Source organism: Streptomyces sp. NPDC059816 (assembly GCF_042732055.1).
GTDB lineage: Bacteria > Actinomycetota > Actinomycetes > Streptomycetales > Streptomycetaceae > Streptomyces.
Map to the genome: position 1 here is coordinate 28,145 of NZ_JBHWIQ010000005.1, position 23,371 is coordinate 51,515.

Below are 23,371 nucleotides of genomic sequence, written 5' to 3' on the forward strand. Positions count from 1 at the left end.
CACCCCGCTCTTCCCGCGGGGCGTCCCCCGCCAGCTCACGAGAGACGCCACGATGCCTGTCGAGTCGGTCTTCCCCCGCCTGGAAGCGCTTCTCCCGCACGTCCAGAAGCCCATCCAGTACGTCGGAGGGGAACTCAACTCCACCGTCAAGCCGTGGGACGCCTGCGATGTCCGCTGGGCCCTCATGTACCCGGACGCCTACGAGGTCGGTCTGCCCAACCAGGGCGTCATGATCCTCTACGAGGTGTTGAACGAGCGCGAGGGCGTCCTCGCCGAGCGCACCTACAGCGTCTGGCCCGACCTGGAGGAGCTGATGCGGGAGCACGACGTCCCGCAGTTCACGGTGGACGCGCACCGCCCGGTGAAGGCGTTCGACGTGTTCGGGCTGAGCTTCTCGACCGAGCTGGGCTACACCAACATGCTGACCGCCCTGGACCTCGCGGGCATCCCGCTGGAGGCCAAGGACCGCGGACTCGACGACCCGGTCGTCGTCGCGGGCGGCCACGCGGCGTTCAACCCCGAGCCGATCGCCGACTTCATCGACTGCGCGGTGATCGGTGACGGCGAGCAGGCCGTGCTCCAGATCACCGACATCGTCCGTGCCTGGAAGGCCGAGGGCCGGCCCGGCGGTCGCGACGAGCTGCTGTTCCGGCTCGCCCGCACCGGCGGCGTGTACGTGCCCCGCTTCTACGACGTCGAGTACCTGCCGGACGGGCGCATCGGCCGGGTCGTGCCCAACCGCTCCGGAGTGCCGTGGCGGGTGTCCAAGCACACCGTCATGGACCTGGACGAGTGGCCCTACCCCAAGCAGCCCCTCGTACCGCTCGCCGAGACCGTCCACGAGCGGATGTCCGTGGAGATCTTCCGCGGCTGCACCCGCGGCTGCCGCTTCTGCCAGGCCGGCATGATCACCCGCCCGGTCCGCGAGCGCAGCATCACCGGCATCGGCGAGATGGTCGAGAAGGGGCTCAAGGCGACCGGCTTCGAGGAGGTCGGCCTGCTGTCGCTGTCCAGCGCCGACCACTCCGAGATCGGGGACATCGCCAAGGGCCTCGCCGACCGGTACACGGAGGACAAGATCGGCCTGTCCCTCCCGTCCACCCGGGTGGACGCCTTCAACGTGGACCTGGCGAACGAGCTGACCCGCAACGGACGCCGCTCCGGTCTCACCTTCGCCCCCGAGGGCGGCTCCGAGCGGATGCGCAAGGTCATCAACAAGATGGTCTCGGAGGAGGACCTGATCCGCACGGTCGCCACCGCCTACGGCAACGGCTGGCGCCAGGTGAAGCTGTACTTCATGTGCGGTCTGCCCACCGAGACCGACGAGGACGTCCTCCAGATCGCCGACATGGCGATGAACGTGATCCAGAAGGGCCGCGAGGTCTCCGGCGCCAACGACATCCGCTGCACGGTGTCCATCGGCGGCTTCGTGCCCAAGCCGCACACCCCGTTCCAGTGGGCCCCGCAGCTCTCGGCCGAGGAGACGGACGCCCGGCTCCAGAAGCTCCGGGACAAGATCCGCGGCGACAAGAAGTACGGCCGCTCCATCGGCTTCCGCTACCACGACGGCAAGCCCGGCATCGTCGAGGGCCTGCTGTCGCGCGGCGACCGCCGCCTCGGCACGGTGATCCGCGCCGTCTACGAGGACGGCGGCCGGTTCGACGGCTGGCGCGAGCACTTCTCGTACGACCGCTGGATGGCCTGCGCCGAGAAGGAACTGCCCGCCTTCGACATCGACGTCGACTGGTACACCACCCGGGAGCGCACCTACGAGGAGGTCCTGCCCTGGGACCACCTCGACTCGGGCCTCGACAAGGACTGGCTCTGGGAGGACTGGCAGGACTCCCTCGACGAGACCGAGGTCGAGGACTGCCGCTGGACCCCCTGCTTCGACTGCGGGGTGTGTCCGCAGATGGACACCAGCATCCAGATCGGCCCGACCGGCAAGAAGCTGCTGCCGCTGTCGGTGGTCAACAAGTAGGCGTGATTCAGCGGCGGTTCCGTCTGGTGGACGGCTGAGTCACCCGGACCCGGGCACGGCTGATGAGAGGCGTTCGGACCATCGCGGTCCGGGCGCCTCACCCGTAGGGGGGATGTCGCCACCGTTTCCCGTTCCGGAAACTTGAACCCCTTGCGTCCCGCCCGGCGGGTTCGGGAGCATCGAACAGCAGATGACGGCAGGCCAGGGAGGAATCCGCGTGAAGACGACCAAGCTTGTAAGCACGTGCGAAATCAGGGACTGCCCGACGATCTACGTCACCGACAGGGACACCCTGCTGGTGCAGGGGGAGACGCCCACTGATCACGGGCTGGAGATTCCCGAGCACGAGACCGTTGTAGAGATCCCGATGCAGCTCCTGCTCGACCTGATTCAGAAGGGCCTCCGCAGTGACGCTTAAGAATCTCGGCGAACTGTTCGACACATTCGAGCGAGAGGCGTTCCGGCTGGAAACCTTGGACGACTACAGTCGGTCGGGCAGTGTGGATGCCTATCAAGCGTTCCTCTCGGGCGAGCCGCAGCCGGACGGCTACAACGAATCCTGGGTATCGGAGGTGCGGGCCCATACGAACGGCGGTAAGCGTATTTATCGCGTGCACATCCTGTCGCGGCCTCTCACACCGTATCTACGGTATGAGCTGGGCTGGGGGTACCAGAAGAACGTAACCGGTGGTGAGGAGTTCTTCATCCTCGATACGACGGACAAGCGTAATCCTCTGGAGGGCGTAGAGGATTTCTGGCTCTTTGATGAGGCAACGGCCGTCGTCATGCACTATGACGGCGCCGGGGCGGTCACCGGACGAGAGACTGTTCCCGACAGCCGGGCACAAGAGTTTGTCGCCATCCGGAATACGGCACTAGCCCATGCGGAGCCGTTCTCCGAGTGGTGGGAGAAGCACGCCAGTACGTGAACAGAGGGCAGCTAGGGGCAGCGCTGCGGGCGTTACGGCAGGCATCCGGCACGGAGGCCAAGGTCGTCGCCCGCAGTGCTGTGATGTCCACGAGTAAGCTCAGCAAGATTGAAACGGGAAAGATCGCTCCGTCTCCCGCGGACGTCGAGCGCATCCTCACGTCCCTCGGCGTCTCGAACGAGGTCAAGGCCGAGTACCTGGAGGTTGCCAGGGCAGCGGCTACGGAGACCACTGCATGGCGCCTGATCCGGCGCATGGGAGTGCACAAGGCCCAGGAGCAGACGCGATCGCTAGAGGCACAGATGACTGTGCTGCGCCTCTTCCAATCGGCGCTGGTCCCTGGATTGCTGCAAACCCCCGAATACATCCGGGCGATCCTCTCTCGGCATGATCTTGGGGAGGAGGTACTCGCTCGTACCATCAGCGCGAGGATCGATCGTCAGCAGGTGCTCTACGAATCGACGAAAGAACTGAATTTCGTCGTCACTGAGACTGTGCTCCGGTGGAGGATTGTGTCAGTGGCTAGGATGGCGGAGCAGCTAGACCGCCTCATCTCCCTTTCACGACTGCCCAACATTGACATTCGTGTGGTCCCTTTGATGGCGCCTCAGGTGGACATTGCTAATCATGCGTTCGTGATTCGAGATGACAGGACGGTGACTATCGAAACGGTGCATGCGGAAGTTGTCGTTACCGAACCAAGCGATGTTTGTCTGTATGTGAAGAAATTCGAGCGCTTCGCTTCTGTGGCTCTGTCTGGTGACCGAATGCGCGCCATGGTGGCGTGCATTCGGGATGAGTTCTTGCGCGAACAGGAAACCGGCTAGAAAGCGGCCCCGTGCTCGAACACCATTGCCTTCCGGCACACGCGGAAAGTGGTGAAGGGGTACGCGATGGCGACCAGGACCGATGAGTACGAGCACGTGATGGACGTGCAGACGTGGAAGGACGCACGCACGCGGGCCACGGACGCCACCGAGGAGATGCGGGCGGCCCTGTCCGCGCTCGGCCTGCCCGAGTCCGCGCGGAGCGGCATGCGTCCCACGGTCACGTACGCCGGCCGTCCTTACGTACATCTCGGGATGCTCCCGGCCGACGTGGTGGAGCAGATGGCCCAGGCCATGGGGGGCACGGAGACTTCCGCCCGGGACGGGGCGGGGGACGGTCCTCACCGGGCCGTCGGTGAACCAGGAAGGGCACGAGAATGACCGACCTGTACGTGCTCCCCATCGAGGGGGCCGAGTTCTCGAAGGCGTGCGGCGGCAGCACGCATCCGGACGGCGAGGCGTGCGTGACCCTCGCGAAGATCGGCCCGGACGCGTGGGCCGTGGGCGACAGCAAGCGTCCGGATGCCGAGCCGCTGCGCTTCACCACGGCGGAGTTGGAAGCAGCGGGCATCGATCCCGCCCGTTTCGACCTCTCCGCCTGATCCACGGCACGTCCGAACCGACGGCCTCGCCCTGACGACCACGGGCGGGGCCGTCGTCGTCCCACGGACCACGGAACGGAGCAGCGGTGCACCACCACGGTTACGCATGGCTCGGGGAGAAGAAGGCGTTCGACAAGGAGAGCATCCGCCGGCCGCCCGGCCGAGCCCCCACCGCGACGTGCGAGAAGGAGGTGGTCGACCGTTACCGGGAGGCCGTGGTCGTGTTCCCGACTTCCGACGTGCCGCCGATACAGACGGCGCACTGGCTGATGAAACCGCCCTCCGTGATCCGGGGGACCTGGCAGGAAGCGCAGGGCGCCGGCACGTGGCTGGGTCGGCAACTCGCTGAGTTCGCGCCCCGTTTCGCCTCTGAGGAGGAGCGGTCGGAGATCAGGCTGGCGCTCCTGGTGGAGGTCGCCGTCGAGCGGCTGACCTGGGGAGGGGACGTCTCCCTCGGCCACTACCTGAAGGGCACGGTGTTCCACTCGGTCGCGTTGGTCACGTGTTCCCCGAACCGTGCCGCTCCCGATCTGCCCTGCCCGGCTCGGCGGGCCCGCGCATGAAGCACGCGGCCCCCGGCTGGTGCCGGGGGCCGCGTGAACGTCCAAAGCGCGGCGCGCCCCCCCGTCCGCTACCGGCCGAGGTACGCGTCGTACACGGTCACGCTCGCCTTGCCGCCCTGCCGGTCGGTGACCTGACCGCGCAGGGCCACCGACTTCCCCTGCGCCGGGTTCTTGACCTCGACCTTCCCCCTGGTCACGGGCACGTCCTGCCAGGTCGCGCCGGAGTCGTAGGAGACGGAGACGGTGAGCGACTTCGCTCCCGCGCCGGCTGCCGGCCCCTGGACGGTCACCGGGAAGGTCGCCGTACGATTCGCGCGGACCGTGCCGTCGAGGGCGACCCGGGCGCCGAACCGGACCGTGGAGAGCGGGGTCCTGGTGTACTCGCCCGCCGCCGGCCGCGCACTGCGGAAGGTCCAGGAACCGTCGATGCGGGTCCCGACCGCGGACACGGACGGACTGCGCCGCACCGAGGTGGTCAGGGTGTACTCGGCGTCGTCCGCACCGACCTCGAACCCGCTCATGCCGTCGAGCTGACCCGCGCGCTCCGCGACCTCGGTGGTGCCCCGGTAGAGCACGCTCCGGGCCGAGGAGTGCACGGACCGGCCGGTGTTGCCCCTGCCGTCGGAGAAGAGCGGCACGGTGCCGAAGAGGACGTCCTCGTCGCGGAAGACACCGGCCCGCTCGTCCATCAGCGGGGAGTGGACGGCGGTGCCGAGGGTCACCCGATGGCTCCCGCCCGGACGGCGGTGCCGCACCGGGGAGGTGTGGTCGGTCTCCTCACGCCCGTCGGCGCCGAGCTGCGCCACCCGTACCGACCAGCGGTTGGCCTTCCCGGCGGTGGCCCCGTAGTGGGTCCGGGTACCGGGCAGGTCGAACGGGACCTCGGAGTCGAAGTGGATGCCGTCCACGCCGCTGACCAGGGTGGACACCGCCTTCTTGCCCCTGACCGAGGTGCCCGCGGTCGCGGAGACCTTCGCGAAGTCGGCGGCCGTGAACGCCGTGTCGTGGCCGGTGGAGAGCCGTTCGACCGGCCCGCCGGCAGCGCCGTTGTACTGGGCCGAGGCGCCGCCCTCCCACTGGGCGCCGAAGGACTCCGTGAGCGTGACGCCGGTGGGCCGCTGAGGGCCGAGCTGTGCGGTGCGCAGGCCGTCGAAGGAGCCGAAGAGCCGGAAGGTCGAGTAGAACCCCGGGCCGGCCGCGACCGACAGGGTCCTACGGGCGTCGGTCATCGGGACCGGGCCGTCCGGGATGCTCATCCGGACGGGCCGCGCGAGCCGCGCGTCGACCTCGACGGTGGTGTCCTCGGTCAGCTCCAGCTTGGGGTGGGTCAGCCAGTCCGACGCGGACGCGGTGGAACGGTCCGCGTCCAGGACGTAACTGCCCTTCGGGAGCCGGAACGTCGCGGTGGCCTTGCCCTCGGCGTAGGTGCCCGAGAACTCGGCAACGCCGGAGAGTTGGACGAGGCGGCTGAAGAACTCGCTGCTGGGATTCCCGTCCGGCCCGGTGTGACGGAGGGTCAGGTCGTACGACTCGACCTCGCGGTCCACGGCGGCGGTGGTGCGCACGGTCTGTCCGCCGCCGGTCGCGACGACGGTCGCGGTGTAGGCGCCGTCCACGGAGCCGCCGATCCGGGTGTCCGCCGTCACGGGCACGGCGGCGGTGCCGCCGGCGGGCACGGTGACCCGGTCGGCGCCGAGGGTGAAGAATCCGGCCGGGGCGGGCCGGCCCTGCGGGTCGAGGCCGCGGGCCGTCAGCTCCAGCACGACCTCCCGGTCCCCGAGGTTGCGGTAGGTGATCTCCTTGGTGACGGGCCGGTCGTCGGTGTGCGGCCACTGCTGCCGACCGAAGGCGACGGTGGCCGTGTCGCTGACCACGGACTGCTTCAGGGCCGCGCCGACGGCGATCCGCCCCGTGCCCTGCTGGAACACGCCGTGGCCGCCGTCCTCGGCGGAGGCGGTGAGCACGGACTTGATCCGTGCGCCCGACCAGTCGGGGTTGCGCTGCTTGAGCAGGGCGGCGGCGCCCGCGGCGTGCGGCGCGGCCATCGAGGTGCCGGAGATCGAGAGGTAGCCGGGCGGGTTCTCCCCGTACCGCCGTGCGAGGGTGCTGCCGGCGGCGGAAGCAGCGGTGGTGTCGACGCCGGGCCCGGTGACGTCCGGCTTGACCGCGCCGTCGCCGAACCTCGGCCCGACCGCGGAGAAGCGGGCCGTCCGGTCCGAGTCGTCCACGGCACCGACGGTGAGGGCGGCGTCCGCGCTGCCCGGGGACTCGATCGTGCCGGCGCCCGGTCCGCTGTTGCCGGCGGCGACGGCGAACAGGACGCCCTTCTCCCGGGAGAGCTTGTTGACGTGGGCCTCCAGCGGGTCCAGGTCGGGGGTGTCGAGGCCGCCGAGGCTCAGGTTGATGACGTCCGCACCCTGCGCCACGGCCCAGTCCATGCCGGCGAGGATCTGGGAGTCGGTTCCGCGGGCGAAGTCGTTGAGCACCTTGGCACTGAGCACCTTGGCGCCCGGCGCGACCCCCCGGTGCGTGCCGCCCGAGCGGGCGCCGGTGCCCGCCGCGGTCGAGGCGACGTGGGTGCCGTGCCCGTTGCGGTCCGCGGTGTCGGGCGCGTCGGAGAAGTTGTGCGCCCCGACGACCTTGCCCGACAGGTCCGCGTGGGTCTCGTCCACGCCGGTGTCGAGGACGGCGATGGTGACGCCCGTCCCGTCGTACCCGGCCCGCCACGCCTCGGGCGCCCCGATCCGGGCCGTGCTCTTGTCGAGGGACGCGGTGCGCACCGCGTCCAACCAGACGCGGTCGACGCCCGCGACGGCCCGGGTCGTACGGGCGTCCCCCGCGGTCGTGCGGGTGAGGGCGGCCCACAGCGCGCCCGGGTCCTGCTCCGGAACGGTCACGGCGTCCGCGTTGAGCGAGGGCAGGGTCCGCTGCACCTCGGCGTCGCCCCGCACCCCGGTACGGGCGGCGGGACCCGAGGCGCCCTCGTACGCGACGATGACCTTGAGGCCCTTGCCGTGGGCCAGCCGACTCCCGGGGGTGCTGAGCCCCGTGACGTCGAAGAGGCGGCGGTCGAGGGTGCCCCGGGCGACGAGCCGTTCGGCGTCGGCCGGGACGACGTAGGTGCGGTCCTTCTCGGTCCAGCTCCGTACGGGGACCTTCCCCCGACCCTCGGCCCGGTCGACCGTGACGGCCCTGCCGCGGGCGTCCACGCCGACCCGGTCCCCCGTGATCAGGGTGACCCAGCGGAGCCCGGCGGCGGGGGCCGCACCGGCACGCGGTCCGTCGGGGCCGGCGAACGAGGGGGTGGCGGTCAGCCCGGCTACGAGCGCCGCTGCCGTGAGGGTCGCGGCGGCGGTCGCCGCGCCGCGACCCCGGCGTCTGGTGGATGGCAAGGTGACTCCCTGCTGCTCAGCGGGGCCGTCGAGGAGACGTCGGGGGTGGCCGCCCCGTTTCCCCACTCCCGGAGCGTGAGAGTGCGGCGGTGCGCGTGCGCGTTGCCGCCGGTTCCGGCGATGGCCGAATCTCGCTCATCGCCTTGCCGGTCGCCCCGTAGCGGGCCGCATGCCGGGTTGACGCGTGGATCAAACTGCTACTAGCGTTGTTGCAGTTGGGTCGGTGGGGCGGCGGTCGCGAAGGGGGTCTCGGTGAGCATCAGCAGCAGGAGCGCGGTCGCGATCCACGCACTCACCATGCTGGGGCGCTGGGACCGCTCGTTGACCTCCGCGGAGATCGCGGAGAGCCTGGCCAGCAATCCGGTTCTGGTGCGGCGGATCCTCGGCGGTCTGCGGGACGCCGGTCTGGTCTGGTCCACCGAGGGGCGCAACGGCGGTTGGTCGCTCGCCCGGCCCGCCCGTGAGATCACGCTCTACGACGCGTACGCCGCCGTGGAGGCGGGGCCGATCCTCTCGCGGTACCCGCATCCGCCGAGCGCCGAATGCGAGGTGGGGCGGAACATGCAGAAGCTGCTCGAGGTGGAGTTCCAGGACGCGGAACGGGCCATGAAGGAACGGCTCGGGCGGACGACGATCGCCCACCTCGTCCGGCAGGTGCTGGCGAGTGAGCGTGAGGTCACGCAACGCGTTACCGGCTGACCGACGGCGGAGGCGAGGTCCTCCGCCTTTCCTTTTGTCCTAACTGTAACTGTCATGGTGGCAGAAAGTTTCCCGGAGGACCCCGTATGACTTCCCCGTCGACAGCGACCGAGCGGACCGGCTCGGGACTGGGCTTATTGGCCGTGCTGATGCCGGCGATCCTCGTCACGGTCACGGCCAGCGACATGGTCAATCTGATGCTCCCGACGATCGGGTCCGAGTTCGGGGCCTCCGAGGCGGAACTCGCCTGGGTCGTCACCGGCTTCCTGCTGATGTTCTCGGTCGGGATCCCCCTGTACGGCCGTATCTCGGACCGGGTGAGCCTGCGCCGGCTCTTCGCCTTCGCGCTCCTCACCTACGCCGTCGGCAGCCTGATCTGCGCGCTCTCCCCGAGTCTGGCCGTGCTCGTGGCCGGGCGGATCGTGACGGGCATCGGCGCGGCGGCCATCCCCGTGCTCTCGATCATCGCCGTCACGACCCTGCTGCCGCCGGAGCGGCGCGGCGTCGGGATCGGCGTCGTGTCCGCCGGCGCGGGCGTCGGCACCGCCGCCGGACCGGCACTGGGCGGCGGCATCGGGGAAGCGCTCAGCTGGCCCGCACTGTTCTGGATCATGCTGGTGGTCTCGCTGCTGCTGCTCTTCCCGGCCCTGCGCGTACTCCCGGACGCGACCCCGCGGAGCACGGGCCGGCTCGACCTCCCCGGCGGTCTGCTCCTCGGCCTCGGAGCCGGTCTCGTCCTGTTCGGCATGACCCGGGCGCAGGTCTCCGGCTTCACCGAACCCCTGTCCTGGGGCAGCCTCGTGGTCGCGGTCGCGGCGCTCGTGCTCTTCGGGGTGCGCACCGTCCGCGTCGACCAGCCGTTCGTTCCGCCGTCGCTGTTCACGAACCGCGTCTACCGGACCGGCATCCTCGTCGCGTTCCTGGCCATGGCCGTCAACCTCGGCGGTCTGGTGTTCGTCCCGCTGCTGCTGGTGGAGGTCAACGGACTCACCCCGGGGGAAGGTGCCCTGGTCATGATCCCGGCCGGAGTCGTGACCGCGCTCCTCGCACCGTGGATCGGGCGCCTCGCCGGTCGCGTCGGCACCCGGCTCCTGGTGCTCTGCGGGCTCGGTCTCATCGGACTGTTCTCGCTGTTCCTCTCGTCCTTCACCGGCGGCTCCTCGGTGGTCTTCGCCGGTGTCGGGATCCTCGGGCTGAGCATCGGCTTCATGCTGGTGATGACCACCATCATCGGCGCCGCGGCACGCGAACTGCCCCCCGAGCAGACCGGTGTCGGCCTCGGGGTCCTCCAGGGGGCCCAGTTCCTCGGGGCCGGTACCGGCCCCGCCGTGTTCGGCGTGTTGGTGTCCGCGCGGGAGCAGGGCGGCAGTGACGCCGTCAACCCCCTCTACTCCGGTGCGGACGGCTCGGCCTACTCCGACGTCTTCCTGGCCATGGCCGTGGTCGTCGTCCTCGCGCTCGTCGTCGCGTCACGGATGCGTCCCACGGCTGGCCCCGAGGCCCCGGCCGGTGCCGGTGCCGGACCGAAGGCCGAGGCCGCCCCTGCGGCCCCCAACCCGGGTGGCCCGGCCTCCGCCCCGCGGTGACGAGGACGGCCGCCCGGTGACGGACCCGCCCGGTGGCCGGATAACACCTTGGCCACGGAGTGGGTCGCCGGCGAAACGGTTCGGGTGCGCCACGTGTCTGTGGACACATGGACCTGATCAAGCAGGAGCGCACGCCGGGGCCCGAACGGCCCGAACGGCGACCGGACGACCACGGCGAGGACCCGGGCTGCCTCGCCGTGGCCGTCCGGCTGCCGGTGCGCCTCGTGGTGCTGGCCCTGGTGGTGCCCGCGCGGCTGCTGTGGGACGCACTGGTCCTGACCGGCGCGTTCCTGTGGCGGTACGGCCTGCGTCCCCTGGGCCGCGCGGCGGGGTGGCTCGGCCGGACCCTGGTCGTCGTACCGGTGCTGTGGCTGGTCGAGTGGGTCCTCGTCCCGCTGTGTCGCGCCGCGCTGTGGCTGCTGTCAGCGCTGTGGCGGGGGACCGGCTGGCTGCTGCGCACCCTCGTCGTGACGCCCCTGGCCTGGCTGTACCGGGCGGTGCTCACCCCGCTGGGGCACGGGGCGCAGTGGCTCTGGGCGCGCGCACTGGCCCCGCTGGGGCGCGGTGTCGGCGCCGGTCTGGCGTGGCTGCTGCGGGTGTGCTTCCTCGTCCCGCTGTCCTGGCTGTGGACGTGGGTCCTGGTTCCGGTGGGCAGGGGGCTGGGGTACGTCCTCTACTGGATGCTGCGCCTGCTGGTCCACTACCCGGCCGTGGGGCTGTGGCGCTGGCTGCTGGTGCCGCTCGGGCGGGTCCTGGCCGTGGTGGGGCGGGAGGCGGCGGACGCCCTGGGGCACGCCTGGCGGATCGCCGGCCGGATCTCCCGGGCGGTGGGACGGTTCCTCGGTGCGGCCTTCGCCCTCCTGTTCGTGACGCCCGCGGCGTGGGTCTACCGCACCGTGTGCACCCCGGTCGGGCACCTGGTCCGGGACGCACTGTGGCGGCCGGCCGCGCGGGTCGCCCGGGAGGTCGGCCACGGCGCGCGCCAGGCCTTCGCCTCCGTGCGGGAGGGCGCCCGCCAGGCCCGTGCGGACGTCCGACGGATGCTCTTCGGCGCACGATCCGAGCGGACGGCCGTGCCGCGCGCGTCGGCCGGGCCCCCGCGCACCGGTGCTCCGCAGGTCCCTGGGCGGCGGGCTTCCGGGTCACCTGAACCCGGAGACGATCCGCGACGTACCCTAGGCAGGAGCAAGACCGCACTCACGAAGGACTGACGACACTGGGCAAGCGACAGCCCGAAGGCCCCCCGCCCGCGCCCGCGGTGCAGCGCATCAGACTGCGTTACACCAAGCGCGGCCGCCTCCGGTTCACCAGCCACCGTGATTTCCAACGCGCGTTCGAGCGGGCGTTGCGCCGTGCCGAGGTGCCCATGGCGTACTCGGCCGGGTTCACCCCCCACCCGAAGGTGTCGTACGCCAATGCCGCACCCACCGGCACGGGCAGTGAGGCGGAGTACCTGGAGATCGCCCTCACCGAGGCGCGTGATCCCGGGACCCTGCGGGCCCTGCTCGACGAGTCGCTCCCGACCGGGCTCGACATCGTCGACGCGGTGGAGGTCCGCACCCCGGGTCTCGCGGACCGGCTGACCGGTTCCGTGTGGGAGTTGCGGCTCGACGGGGTGGCGCCCGACGCCGCCCGGCGCGCCGTCGACGCCTTCACGGCCGCCGAGGTGGTGGAGGTGCAGCGCCGGACGAAGAACGGGATGCGCACCTTCGACGCCCGGGCCGCCGTCGCCCACCTGGAGCTCGCCGGGAACCCGGCCGCACCGGGGGACACGGACGGCACAGCGGTCCCACCCGGGACGGACGCGCCCCGGCCTGATGGGCCGGGCGTCCGGCCCTGTGCGATACTGCGCCTGGTTGTTCGGCACGTGACGCCTGCCGTACGACCCGACGACGTCCTGTCCGGTCTCCGAGCTGTGGCCGACCTGGCGCCGCCGGTCCCCGTAGCGGTGACCAGGCTGGCGCAGGGGCTTTTCGATGAGGAGACCGGCACGGTTTCCGACCCGCTCGCGCCCGACCGCGAGGCGGTCGAGGCCGCCCCGGCATCTGTTCCCGGGGTCGCCACGCCCGCCGCCGCGACGGCAGCGGCGCCGGAAGGGCCCGCGTAAGGACGGACGTCGTAGCGTCGCCCTCGTATCCGGGAGCCACCTGGGTCGGGCAGCGCACCGACCACAAGACTTTCGCCAGGCCGTACGCGACAAGGCGTACGGAACCGGCGAGACAGGACACAGAAAGCTCCCGTGCGGCGCCCACGCCCCGGACGGCGGCCCCGCACACCAGTGCGTGAGCCGCGGACGTCACCGGAACAGGCGCGGCGCCCGGGAGCCGACGGGAGAACCGCCCGCATGCTCGAACCGATCGAATCCACCGAGGGTTCCCACACCGAACCCACCACGCGCACGTCCGCCGGTGGCGAGGGCCCCGGCGACACCCTGCCGCCGCGCCGCAGGCGCCGCGCGGCTTCGCGTCCCGCCGGGTCCCCGGCCGGCGCGTCCGCCGAGGCGTCGTCCACCGGGGGCGCGTCCGCCGAGGACCCGACGCCCGCCGCCGCGGCCCCCGCCGCGGACAGCAGCACCGAGGACGCCGCCGAGGCGCCCGCCCCCCGTACGCGCCGCAGGGCCGTCCGACGGGCCTCCGCGCCCGTCGGTGCCCCCGCGGCACCGGCTGACACCCCCGCCGAGGAGCCCGTGGCCGAACCGGCGCCGGCCGAAGAGCCCGCCCCGGAGCCCCGTGCACGGCGTCGCGCCGTGCGCCGCGCCTCGGCGCCCGCCGGCGCCCCGCAGGCGTCCGACGAGACCGCGGCGGGTGCCGAGGTCCCGGAGCCGGACGGCTCCGCCGACGAGGAGCAGCCCGCCCCGGCCGTCTCCGCCGCACCCGCGCGCACCCGCCGCCGGGCGACCCGCGCCGTGGCCTCCGCCACGACGTCCGACCGGCCGCAGGCCGAGCCCGCCGCCGAGGAGCAGCCCGCACCGGTGGCCGAAGAGGCTCCGGCCGAGTCGGCTCCGGTGGAGGAGGCGGCCCCCAAGCGGGCGCGCCGTCGCGCCACCCGGGCCACCGCTTCCGCTCAGGCACCGACCACCGCGGACGCGCCCGCCGAGACCCCGGCCGAGGCGGCACCCGTCGAGGAGGCTCCCGCGGAGGAGGCCGCGCCCAAGCGTGGGCGTCGCCGTGCCACCCGGGCCGCCGCCGAGGCGCCGGTCGCCGAGACCCCGGTCGCCGAAACGGCGCCCGTGGAGTCGGCTCCGGTGGAGGAGGCAGCGCCCAAGCGCTCCCGCCGCCGTGCCACCCGGGCCGCCGTCGGCTTCTCCGAGCCCGCCCAGCACAACACCCGCGGGGGCAGGGACGAGCGGCCCGCGCGGCCGGCCGTCGCCGTCTTCCAGGCACCGGTCTTCGCCGAGCCGATGTTCCAGACGCCCGAGCGCGCCGCTGCCGAGGCCGCGCAGGCCCGCAACGTCGTCGAGGAGCCCGAGGAGATCGAGGAGCCCGAGGAGACGACCACCGCCCCGAGCGCCGAGCGCACCGAGCGGTCGGAGGCGGACGCCGCCGAGACCGCGGGGTCCCGCCGTCGCCGTCGCCGCCGGGTGGCCGTACCCGCCGCCGCCCCGCAGTCCCAGGAGCCGGCAGGCGTGCCCGCGCCGTCCGAGACCGTCGCGGCCGAGGCATCCGTCGACGAGGTCGAGGTCGACGCCGAGGAGATCGAGGCCGAAGAGGCCGAGGAGACGGGCTCCCGTCGTCGCCGCCGTCGCGGTGGCCGCCGTCGTCGCCGTGGCGAGCACGCCGAGGGCGACGAGAACGGCGCCGACGACGACGCCGACGACGCCGACGAGACCGACCGCGCCGAGGACGGCGCCGACGAGTCCGACCGGGCCGAGGGCGCGGGCCGGCACTCCGGTGACGACGCCGCCGCGGACGACGATGACGACGATGACGCCGACGGCGGTGGTTCCAGCAGCAGCCGTCGCCGCCGTCGCCGCCGTCGCCGCGCCGGGGACAACGCCGACACCGGGTCCGACGACCCGGAGCGCACGGTCGTCAAGGTCCGCGAGCCCCGCAAGAAGGAAGAGCGGCCGGCGTCCGACGAGGTGCAGTCCATCAAGGGCTCCACCCGTCTGGAGGCGAAGAAGCAGCGCCGTCGCGAGGGCCGCGAGCAGGGACGCCGTCGCGTCCCGATCATCACGGAGGCCGAGTTCCTGGCCCGCCGGGAAGCCGTCGAGCGGGTCATGGTGGTCCGCCAGTACGGCGAGCGCACCCAGATCGGCGTGCTGGAGGACAACGTCCTCGTCGAGCACTACGTGAACAAGGAGCAGTCGACGTCGTACGTCGGCAACGTCTACCTGGGCAAGGTGCAGAACGTCCTGCCGTCGATGGAGGCCGCCTTCATCGACATCGGCAAGGGCCGCAACGCCGTCCTGTACGCGGGCGAGGTCAACTTCGAGGCCCTCGGCATGTCCGGTCCGCGCCGGATCGAGAGCGCCCTCAAGTCCGGACAGTCCGTGCTCGTGCAGGTCACCAAGGACCCGATCGGCCACAAGGGCGCCCGGCTCACCAGCCAGGTCTCCCTCCCGGGCCGTTACCTCGTGTACGTGCCCGAGGGCTCGATGACGGGGATCAGCCGCAAGCTCCCGGACACCGAGCGCGCCCGGCTGAAGACGATCCTGAAGAAGATCGTCCCCGAGGACGCGGGCGTCATCGTGCGCACCGCCGCCGAGGGCGCCAGCGAGGACGAGCTGCGCCGCGACGTGGAACGCCTCCAGGCGCAGTGGGAGGAGATCAAGAAGAAGGCGAAGACGGGCAACGCCCCGACGCTGCTCTACGGCGAGCCGGACATGACGGTCCGGGTCGTCCGCGACATCTTCAACGAGGACTTCTCCAAGGTCATCGTCAGCGGTGACGAGGCCTGGTCGACCATCCACGGCTACGTGTCGCACGTGGCGCCCGACCTGGCCGACCGGCTCCAGCGGTGGACCTCCGAGGTGGACGTCTTCGCGACGTACCGGATCGACGAGCAGCTCATCAAGGCGCTGGACCGCAAGGTCTACCTGCCGTCGGGCGGTTCGCTGGTCATCGACAAGACCGAGGCCATGGTCGTGGTCGACGTCAACACCGGCAAGTTCACCGGTCAGGGCGGCAACCTCGAAGAGACCGTGACGAGGAACAACCTCGAAGCGGCCGAGGAGATCGTGCGTCAGCTCCGGCTGCGCGACCTCGGCGGCATCGTCGTCATCGACTTCATCGACATGGTCCTGGAGTCCAACCGGGACCTGGTGCTGCGACGGCTGCTCGAATGCCTGGGGCGCGACCGCACCAAGCACCAGGTCGCCGAGGTCACCTCGCTGGGCCTGGTGCAGATGACCCGCAAGCGGGTGGGCCAGGGTCTGCTGGAGTCCTTCTCCGAGACCTGCGTCCACTGCAACGGTCGCGGTGTGATCGTCCACATGGAGCAGCCGACGTCCATCGGCGGTGGCGGCAAGCGCAAGAAGCGCCGTGGCGGTGGCGCCGACGGTCACGACGAGCACGTGCACGAGCTCGCCGAGGCCCCGGCCGCCGAGTCGGAGCAGGAGACGGCGGCGGAGGTCGCCGCCGAGGTCGCCGAGCCCGTCGCGCTGAGCGCACCGGACTTCGCGCCCGACGAGGAGCTGTACAGCAGTGTCGCCGAGGCGGAGGCCGCGGCGGGTCGGGGTCGTTCCCGGCGTCGGGGCGGCCGTCGCGCGTCCGCTCCGGCCGGTGCGCCCAGGGGCGCCGACGAGGCCCCCGCCGAGCGCCAGGCCCCCGCCGAGGCGGCTCCGGTGGCCCAGGCCCCGGTGGTGCATGCCCCGGAGCCGGCCGCGGTGACCGAGCCGGTCGCCGAGGTGGCTCAGGAGAAGGCCCCCGAGGCCGCTGTGCAGGGCCGTACGCGGCGCCGGGCCACCCGTAAGGCCAGCGCCCCCGCGGGCTCCCCGCAGGGCGACGGCGCGGCGGCCGAGGCCGCCGAGGTCACCGTCCCGGTGGTCGAGCCGGTGACGGAGCCGGTGGCCCCGGAGCCGGTCGAGGCCCCGGAACCGGTCGCCGACGCGGCTCCGGCCCGTCCGCGGCGCCGGGCCGTCCGCAAGGCGACCGCGCCCACCGCGTCCGAGGAGGCGGCCGTCGTGGTCGTGCCCGCGGCGGAGACCCCCGCGTCCGTCGAGGTCGTGGAGGCCAACGAGGCGGCCGGTCGGGACGAGGAGGCCCTGGCCGAGGAGGCGACCGCCGACGAGGCCGCGGCGCCCGTGAAGAAGACGGCCCGCAAGACGGCAGCCAAGAAGGCCACCGCGAAGAAGGCACCGGCCAAGAAGACGGCCGCCAAGAAGACCGTCGCCAAGAAGACGACGACGGCCAAGAAGGCGACCACGAAGAAGACCGTCGCCAAGAAGGCGACCAAGAAGACCGCCGCGGCGGAGCAGCAGACGGCGCCGACCGTCACCGCCTCCACCGAGGACTGACGGTCACGGTCGACACACGGTCGAGCACCTTGCCGGCGGCCCGGGACTTCGGTTCCGGGCCGCCGGCGCGTCCGTTCCCGGGTGTCCCGGGTGCGGGCCGGGGCCCGGTTTGACCGGCCGCGGAGGGCCCCGTAATCTAGAGCGTCGGCGTTCCTGCGCCATCCCTTTGAGCACCTCCCTCCACCTCGGACCGTCAGGGCCGGGCCGGAGAGGCCGCTCGCCCTCGTGGATCCACGGCCCTCGGGCCCGTGTGAGCGGCTGGCTTCAGAGGTTCCGTTGCGAGCTACAGAGAGTGAGACCCGCGTGTACGCCATCGTGCGCAGCGGTGGTCGCCAGCACAAGGTTGCTGTCGGCGACACCGTAGAGGTTGACAAGATTTCCACTGCCAAGGTGGGCGACACGGTCGAGCTCTCGACCTTGCTCGTCGTTGACGGCGAGGCCGTCACCAGCGACCCGTGGGTGCTTGCCGGCATCAAGGTCACGGCCGAGGTCGTGGACCACCACAAGGGCGCGAAGATCGACATCCTTCGCTACAAGAACAAGACCGGCTACCGCCGTCGTCAGGGCCACCGCCAGCAGTACACGGCGATCAAGGTCACGGCGATCCCCACGGCTGCGAAGTAAGGGACTGAGGAGAGATGGCACACAAGAAGGGCGCATCGTCCACCCGGAACGGTCGCGACTCGAATGCCCAGCGGCTCGGCGTGAAGCGCTTCGGCGGTCAGGTCGTCAACGCGGGTGAGATCCTGGTCCGCCAGCGCGGCACCCACTTCCACCCCGGCTCCGGCGTCGGCCGCGGCGGCGACGACACGCTGTTCGCGCTGCTGCCCGGTGCGGTGGAGTTCGGCACGTTCCGCGGCCGCAAGGTCGTGAACATCGTTCCGGTCGGCTGACCGGACTGCTGTAGAGCGATTCTCATCGCGGAGGCGGGCCACGCCTTCCCCCTACGAATCAGTACGGGGGAAGCTGGTCCGCCTTTCGCGTGTTGTTCCTGTCGTGCGGTGCTGATCGCGCCGCGAAACACGACATCCGTACGTAACTGGAGGCACTGACATGACCACCTTCGTGGACCGCGTCGAACTGCACGTCGCCGCGGGTAACGGAGGCCACGGCTGTGCCTCCGTTCACCGGGAGAAGTTCAAGCCGCTGGGCGGCCCCGACGGGGGCAACGGCGGCCGGGGCGGTGACGTGACGCTGGTGGTCGACCAGTCCGTCACCACCCTGCTCGACTACCACCACAGCCCGCACCGCAAGGCCACCAACGGCAAGCCCGGCGAGGGCGGCAACCGCTCCGGCAAGGACGGCCAGGACCTGGTCCTCGCCGTGCCGGACGGCACGGTCGTGCTGGACCGCGCGGGCAACGTCCTGGCGGACCTGGTCGGCGAGGGCACCACGTACGTGGCCGCGCAGGGCGGCCGGGGCGGGCTCGGGAACGCCGCGCTGTCGTCCGCCCGCCGCAAGGCGCCGGGCTTCGCGCTGCTGGGCGAGCCCGGTTACGCCCAGGAGATCGTGCTGGAGCTCAAGACGGTCGCCGACGTGGCGCTCGTGGGCTTCCCCAGTGCGGGCAAGTCCTCGCTGATCTCCGTGCTGTCGGCCGCCAAGCCGAAGATCGCCGACTACCCGTTCACCACCCTGGTGCCCAACCTGGGCGTGGTGACCGCCGGCTCGACCGTCTACACCATCGCGGACGTACCGGGCCTGATCCCGGGTGCCAGCCAGGGCAAGGGCCTCGGCCTGGAGTTCCTGCGGCACGTGGAGCGGTGCAGCGTCCTGGTCCACGTGCTGGACACGGCGACCCTGGAGTCGGACCGCGACCCGCTCTCCGACCTCGACGTCATCGAGGAGGAGCTGAAGCAGTACGGCGGCCTCGACGACCGTCCCCGGATGGTCGTGCTCAACAAGATCGACGTGCCGGACGGGCTCGACCTCGCCGACCTGGTCCGCCCGGACCTCGAAGCGCGGGGCTACCGGGTCTTCGAGGTGTCGGCGGTGGCGCACAAGGGCCTCAAGGAGCTGTCCTTCGCGCTCGCCGAGCTGGTGGCCCAGTCCCGGGCCGCGAAGCCCAAGGAGGAGGCCACCCGGATCGTCATCCGGCCCAAGGCGGTCGACGACACCGGCTTCACCGTCACGGCGGAGGAGGAGGGTCTGTACCGGGTGCGCGGCGAGAAGCCGGAGCGCTGGGTGCGGCAGACCGACTTCACCAACGACGAGGCCGTGGGTTACCTCGCGGACCGGCTGAACCGGCTCGGTGTCGAGGACGCCCTGATGAAGGCGGGCGCCCGCACCGGCGACGGCGTGGCGATCGGTCCGGAGGACAACGCGGTCGTCTTCGACTGGGAGCCGACGATGATGACCGGCGCCGAGATGCTGGGCCGCCGTGGCGAGGACCACCGCTTCGACGCCCCCCGGCCGGCCACCCAGCGCCGTCGGGACCGGGACGCGGAGCGCGACGAGGTGCAGCAGGCCTACGACGAGTTCAAGCCCTTCTAGGGCCTGCCCCGCGCTCGTCGGCTCGGGCTGGCGGCGCGCAGGTTCACGGACGGAAGAGGCCGTTCCGTGGGGGTCACCGATCGTGGCTGACCCCCACCGGGCGGTCTCTTCTGCGTGTCCGCACAACCACCGGACACCGGACACTGGACACCGGCCACGGACACGGGGCCGGCCCGGAGGGATCTCTCCCTCCGGGCCGGCCCCGTCTTCAGGTCCGGTACCGCCCGACACTCGCCGGCCCGCGGCGGCTGGCCCCGGGCCGGCGGCGCGTCACCGCTGGCGGGCCTGCTCCAGCATCCGGTCCACGACCCGCTTCGAGGCAGAGCCGTCGTCCAGGTCGCAGAACAGCTCGTGGAAGCGGTTGAACCGCTCCTGGTAGTCGACCTTGACCTCCTCGATCCGACGGATCGACTCGATCAGCTCCTCCGAGGTGCGCAGGAGCGGACCGGGCGAGTCCTCCTCGAAGTCGAAGTAGAACCCGCGCAGCTTGTCCCGGTAGTGCTCCAGGTCGTACGTGAAGAACAGCATCGGCCGCTTGAGGTGCGCGTAGTCGAACATCACGGACGAGTAGTCGGTGATCATGATGTCGGCGGCCAGGTACAGCTCCGCGATGTCCGGGTACTCCGAGACGTCGTAGACGAAGCCGTCGCCCGCGCCCGGCACCGCGTCCACGATGTTGGAGTGGCGGCGGATCAACAGCACGTGGTCATGGCCGAGCCGGGCCCGTGCGTCGGCCAGGTCGATCTTCAGGCGGAACTTGTACTGGCCGGCGCTGTGCGACTGGTCGTCGCGCCAGGTCGGGGCGTACAGCACGACCTTCTTGTCGGCGGGCAGGCCCAGCCGCTCCTTGACCGAGTCGGCGATCTTGTCCCGGTCGGGGGAGTACAGGTAGTCGTTGCGCGGGTAACCCGCCTCCAGGACCTCCCCGTTGTAGGAGAACGCCCGCTTGAGGATCGGGGTGCTGAACCGGTTCGACGAGACCAGCAGGCTCCAGTTGTTGGCCTCCAGGGCCAGCCGGTTCTGGTACTCGCGGTCGAAGTGCAGCGTCTCGATGTCGTGGCCGATCTTCTTCAGCATGGTGCCGTGCCAGGTCTGCACGATCACCTGGCCGGGCCGCCGCTCCACCCACTCGGGCAGGTGCCCGTTGGTGACGATGTAGCGGGAGGTGGCCAGCGCCTCGAACCACTCGCGGCCCCACATGCGGACCCGGTCGGCGGTCGGCGGCAGCACGACCTGCCCGTCGCGCACGGCCCACAGGTGCTTCAGGTCGCTGCCCCGCGACAGCAGCTCCTCGTGCATCGCCCGGGGGCTGTCCGAGTACTGCTTGCCGTTGTAGCTGAGGAAGAACACCTGCTCGCGCAGCGGCTGCTGACGACCCGGCTCGTACACCTCGCGGCGCATCTGGAGCTGACGGTACGGGCCCAGCTCCATGTCGTTCAGCTCGGAACGGCAGTTGAGCTGCGGGTAGGTGCCCCACAGGCTCTCGAACCAGTAACGCCGGCCGCTGATCACGGTCTTGAGCGGGAAGTACTTCGCCGCGTGCCGCTCGATGACGAACGCCGACTTCGGCACCTCCTCCTGGTCGGGCAGCCGCAGGAAGACGTTCCACCGCCCGGCCTTCAACGGCACGTTGCCCGCGCCGCCCAGCGCCGACGGGTCGAAGGCCACGGCGAACCGTCCGTCGGGCTGCCACTCGACGGGCACCGTCCGCTCGTCGAACCGCCCGCGCGACTTGACCAACAGCTCCGCGCCGACCAGCCGTGCGCTGGTGTAACCCTCCATGACGATCTTGCCGTCACGCTCGCCGACCCGGGTGAGCACCGCCCGGCGCACCCGACCGATGATCTTGAGGTAGCCGTTGTTGCCGGACACCACGGCGATCTCGTGGTGCGCGACCGCAGGGCCCATCGAGTCGGGCATGTCGCTGCGCAGGTCCGTCAGGCCGTCCCGCATGACGGTGCTGTAGCGGTGCTCGGTGCCGTCCGGGTCGGTGGCCACCAGGACCGTGCTCCACTGGCGGCGGTTGGGCTGGGCCTTGGAGTCCAGGGCCTCGTTCGGGATCAGCGCCGCCTCGGAGAGCGGCACCTTCGCGGTGAAGACCCGACCGGCGGAGGTGATCTGCACCTCGGCCGGGTAGTCCTGGACCTCGCCGCTCTTCGGGTTGCTCAGCCGCAGCACCAGGTTGGCCGCCGACGGGGCGCCCGCCCGCAGCTCGCCGTCGATCTCCAGGGTCTCGCCGACCAGCCGGCGGTCCGTGATGAGCGCCTTGACCTTCTCCAGCCGCAGCTTCAGCGCACTGCGCTCCACCACGGGCAGCAGCCGGTGGTCGCCGTCCAGCCAGTGGTACGTGGGGAAGTTCGCGGCCGAGCCGCCGCGCGCCCACACCCCGCTGCGCCGCACCAGACCGGAGGCGTACACGTTGATGCCGACGTGCCAGATGCCCTCCTGCCACTTGCCGCCCTTGCGCAGCTTGGTCGGGTCGAGGGTCAGCTCCCAGCCCGCCCAGTCGTAGTTGTAGGTCTTCTGGCCGGAGCCGGTGGTGGCCTCCGGGCGGTGGACGTTCTTGGCGGGCGCGAAGATCCGTCGGCCCGAGCCGTTGTGCTTGAACTGCACGACCTTCAGGCTGCCGCGCTTGGAGTCGACGTCGATCTTGTCGATCCAGGCGTCACCGGACAGCACCAGCTTGCCGTCGTGCCACTCCACCGAGCGCAGCGGAGCCTTCAGCCCGAGGGCCTTGTCGATGCGCAGGGCGGCCTTCGGCAGCTCCACCCCGGCCTGTTCCAGCGGGGCGAACTTGGCGTACTTGCGGAACGCGCCGCTGACCTCGATGGGCTCCTTGCGGCGCTGCGAGGCGAGCAGTGCCAGCAGTTCGGTCATCTGGTGCTTGCGGACCAGCAGCCACTGCACGCGCAGTACCGTCGGCAGCCCCATGACCGTCTGCGGGTCGATCGTGTCGAGGTAGCGGTTGGTCGCTTCCAGGAACGCCTCGTGGAACTCGGCCGGGGCGTCCGGCAGCACCCGCAGGAAGATCCGCAGGTCGTCGCGGAGCACCCGGTCGTCGTACTGCTTCTTGTAGACGGCGAACTCGGGGCCCGCCTGCTTCGCCAGGAACTGGCTCACCGAGGTGACCGCGGTGACCCGGTCCCGGATCGCCTGCGGCTCCTTGCGGCGCTGGGTGATCGACGGCGCGGACTCGCCCTCGCGCAGCCGCCAGAAGTACGTGGGCTCGCCGATGATGTCGACGGCCTCGGCCCGGTAGTGGGCCGGCAGCACGACCGGGATGTCCTCGTGCAGGATGCCCTCGGGGAAGACGAAGCCGTGCTTCTCCCAGAAGGTCCGGCGGAACACCTTGTTGCAGGCGATCCGGTCCGCGACCAGCCTGGGCATCTGCGAGATGTGGGTGCGCTGCTGGGCCTCGCCGGAGAGCATCTTCAGCAACGGCACCTGCCAGGACTTCTCGCCCCGCAGGTGGAAGACGTTGCCGGTGCAGAAGTCGGAGCCGCTCTCGTCGAGACTGGTGATCATCAGCCGGTACGCGTCCGGCGGGATCACGTCGTCGCTGTCGACGAAGGTCAGGAACTCCGAGGCGGGCGACATCCGGGATATGCCGGTGTTGCGGGCGGCCCCGAGGCCCCCGTTCTCCTTGCGGATGAGCGTGAAGCGCGGGTCACGGGCCGCGTACTCGGCGGCGATGGCCGCCGAGTCGTCCGGCGAACCGTCGTCCACCATGAGGACTTCGAGCTCGCGCAGGGTCTGCGCCTCCAGCGAGTCAAGGCACGCCGGAAGGTACTCCTCCACGTTGTAGATGGGTACGACGACACTGAGCCGGGGGGCCATGTGACGTG

General features: G+C 71.3%; 17 protein-coding genes. 15 read left to right on the plus strand and 2 right to left on the minus strand.

The features are described from left to right. The first annotated feature begins 52 nt into the window (after positions 1-52). The 7 genes from ACFV88_RS08575 (at position 53) to ACFV88_RS08605 (ending at position 4,902) form a co-directional block, all read left to right on the plus strand. Positions 53-1,981 (plus strand): TIGR03960 family B12-binding radical SAM protein, encoded by a 1,929-nt coding sequence (locus ACFV88_RS08575; protein ID WP_385487488.1) that lies wholly within the window; start codon positions 53-55, stop codon positions 1,979-1,981. 217 nt (positions 1,982-2,198) lie between these two features. Next, positions 2,199-2,399 (plus strand): hypothetical protein, encoded by a 201-nt coding sequence (locus ACFV88_RS08580; RefSeq protein WP_385487490.1) that lies wholly within the window; start codon positions 2,199-2,201, stop codon positions 2,397-2,399. After that, the gene (locus ACFV88_RS08585; protein WP_385487492.1) at positions 2,389-2,910 is read left to right on the plus strand and encodes a DUF6879 family protein; all 522 of its coding nucleotides are present in this window, start codon (positions 2,389-2,391) and stop codon (positions 2,908-2,910) included. The genes ACFV88_RS08580 and ACFV88_RS08585 overlap by 11 nt, the downstream gene beginning before the upstream one ends. After that, on the plus strand, positions 2,907-3,737 hold the full coding sequence (locus tag ACFV88_RS08590; protein ID WP_385487494.1) for a helix-turn-helix domain-containing protein: 831 nt from the start codon (positions 2,907-2,909) through the stop codon (positions 3,735-3,737). Before ACFV88_RS08585 ends, ACFV88_RS08590 begins: the two co-directional genes overlap by 4 nt. A 66-nt stretch (positions 3,738-3,803) precedes the next feature. After that, positions 3,804-4,118: a hypothetical protein gene (locus ACFV88_RS08595; protein WP_385487496.1), complete on the plus strand. Its 315-nt coding sequence runs from the start codon at positions 3,804-3,806 to the stop codon at positions 4,116-4,118. Next, on the plus strand, positions 4,115-4,339 hold the full coding sequence (locus ACFV88_RS08600) for a DUF397 domain-containing protein (RefSeq protein ID WP_385487498.1): 225 nt from the start codon (positions 4,115-4,117) through the stop codon (positions 4,337-4,339). Before ACFV88_RS08595 ends, ACFV88_RS08600 begins: the two co-directional genes overlap by 4 nt. A gap of 86 nt (positions 4,340-4,425) precedes the next feature. Then, positions 4,426-4,902 (plus strand): hypothetical protein, encoded by a 477-nt coding sequence (locus ACFV88_RS08605; protein ID WP_385487500.1) that lies wholly within the window; start codon positions 4,426-4,428, stop codon positions 4,900-4,902. Between the two features lie 68 nt (positions 4,903-4,970). On the opposite strand, the gene ACFV88_RS08610 is transcribed toward ACFV88_RS08605, so the two are convergent. Then, positions 4,971-8,294: a S8 family serine peptidase gene (locus ACFV88_RS08610; RefSeq protein ID WP_385487502.1), complete on the minus strand. Its 3,324-nt coding sequence runs from the start codon at positions 8,292-8,294 to the stop codon at positions 4,971-4,973. 252 nt (positions 8,295-8,546) lie between these two features. Between ACFV88_RS08610 and ACFV88_RS08615 the strand changes: the two genes are divergently transcribed. The 8 genes from ACFV88_RS08615 (at position 8,547) to obgE (ending at position 19,526) form a co-directional block, all read left to right on the plus strand. Next, positions 8,547-8,993, plus strand: coding sequence for an Rrf2 family transcriptional regulator (locus ACFV88_RS08615; protein WP_385487504.1), 447 nt, complete (start codon positions 8,547-8,549; stop codon positions 8,991-8,993). 86 nt (positions 8,994-9,079) lie between these two features. Further along, positions 9,080-10,579: an MFS transporter gene (locus ACFV88_RS08620; protein WP_385487506.1), complete on the plus strand. Its 1,500-nt coding sequence runs from the start codon at positions 9,080-9,082 to the stop codon at positions 10,577-10,579. 107 nt (positions 10,580-10,686) lie between these two features. After that, a complete protein-coding gene (locus ACFV88_RS08625) occupies positions 10,687-11,790 on the plus strand; it encodes a hypothetical protein (RefSeq protein WP_385487508.1) in 1,104 nt (367 codons plus the stop codon). 47 nt (positions 11,791-11,837) lie between these two features. Continuing rightward, positions 11,838-12,686, plus strand: a complete 849-nt coding sequence (locus tag ACFV88_RS08630; RefSeq protein WP_385487510.1) for a TIGR03936 family radical SAM-associated protein — start codon at positions 11,838-11,840, stop codon at positions 12,684-12,686. A gap of 237 nt (positions 12,687-12,923) precedes the next feature. Then, positions 12,924-17,036, plus strand: coding sequence for an Rne/Rng family ribonuclease (locus ACFV88_RS08635; RefSeq protein ID WP_385487512.1), 4,113 nt, complete (start codon positions 12,924-12,926; stop codon positions 17,034-17,036). Between the two features lie 303 nt (positions 17,037-17,339). Beyond that, positions 17,340-17,660 (plus strand): 50S ribosomal protein L21, encoded by a 321-nt coding sequence (gene rplU, locus ACFV88_RS08640; RefSeq protein WP_385487514.1) that lies wholly within the window; start codon positions 17,340-17,342, stop codon positions 17,658-17,660. 14 nt (positions 17,661-17,674) lie between these two features. Further along, complete coding sequence (rpmA, locus tag ACFV88_RS08645; protein WP_385487516.1) at positions 17,675-17,929, plus strand: 50S ribosomal protein L27; 255 nt, start codon at positions 17,675-17,677, stop codon at positions 17,927-17,929. A 160-nt stretch (positions 17,930-18,089) separates the two neighbouring features. After that, the gene (gene obgE, locus ACFV88_RS08650; RefSeq protein ID WP_385487518.1) at positions 18,090-19,526 is read left to right on the plus strand and encodes a GTPase ObgE; all 1,437 of its coding nucleotides are present in this window, start codon (positions 18,090-18,092) and stop codon (positions 19,524-19,526) included. Positions 19,527-19,796: 270 nt separating this feature from the next. On the opposite strand, the gene ACFV88_RS08655 is transcribed toward obgE, so the two are convergent. Continuing rightward, on the minus strand, positions 19,797-23,363 hold the full coding sequence (locus ACFV88_RS08655; RefSeq protein WP_385487520.1) for a CDP-glycerol glycerophosphotransferase family protein: 3,567 nt from the start codon (positions 23,361-23,363) through the stop codon (positions 19,797-19,799). Positions 23,364-23,371: the final 8 nt, after the last annotated feature.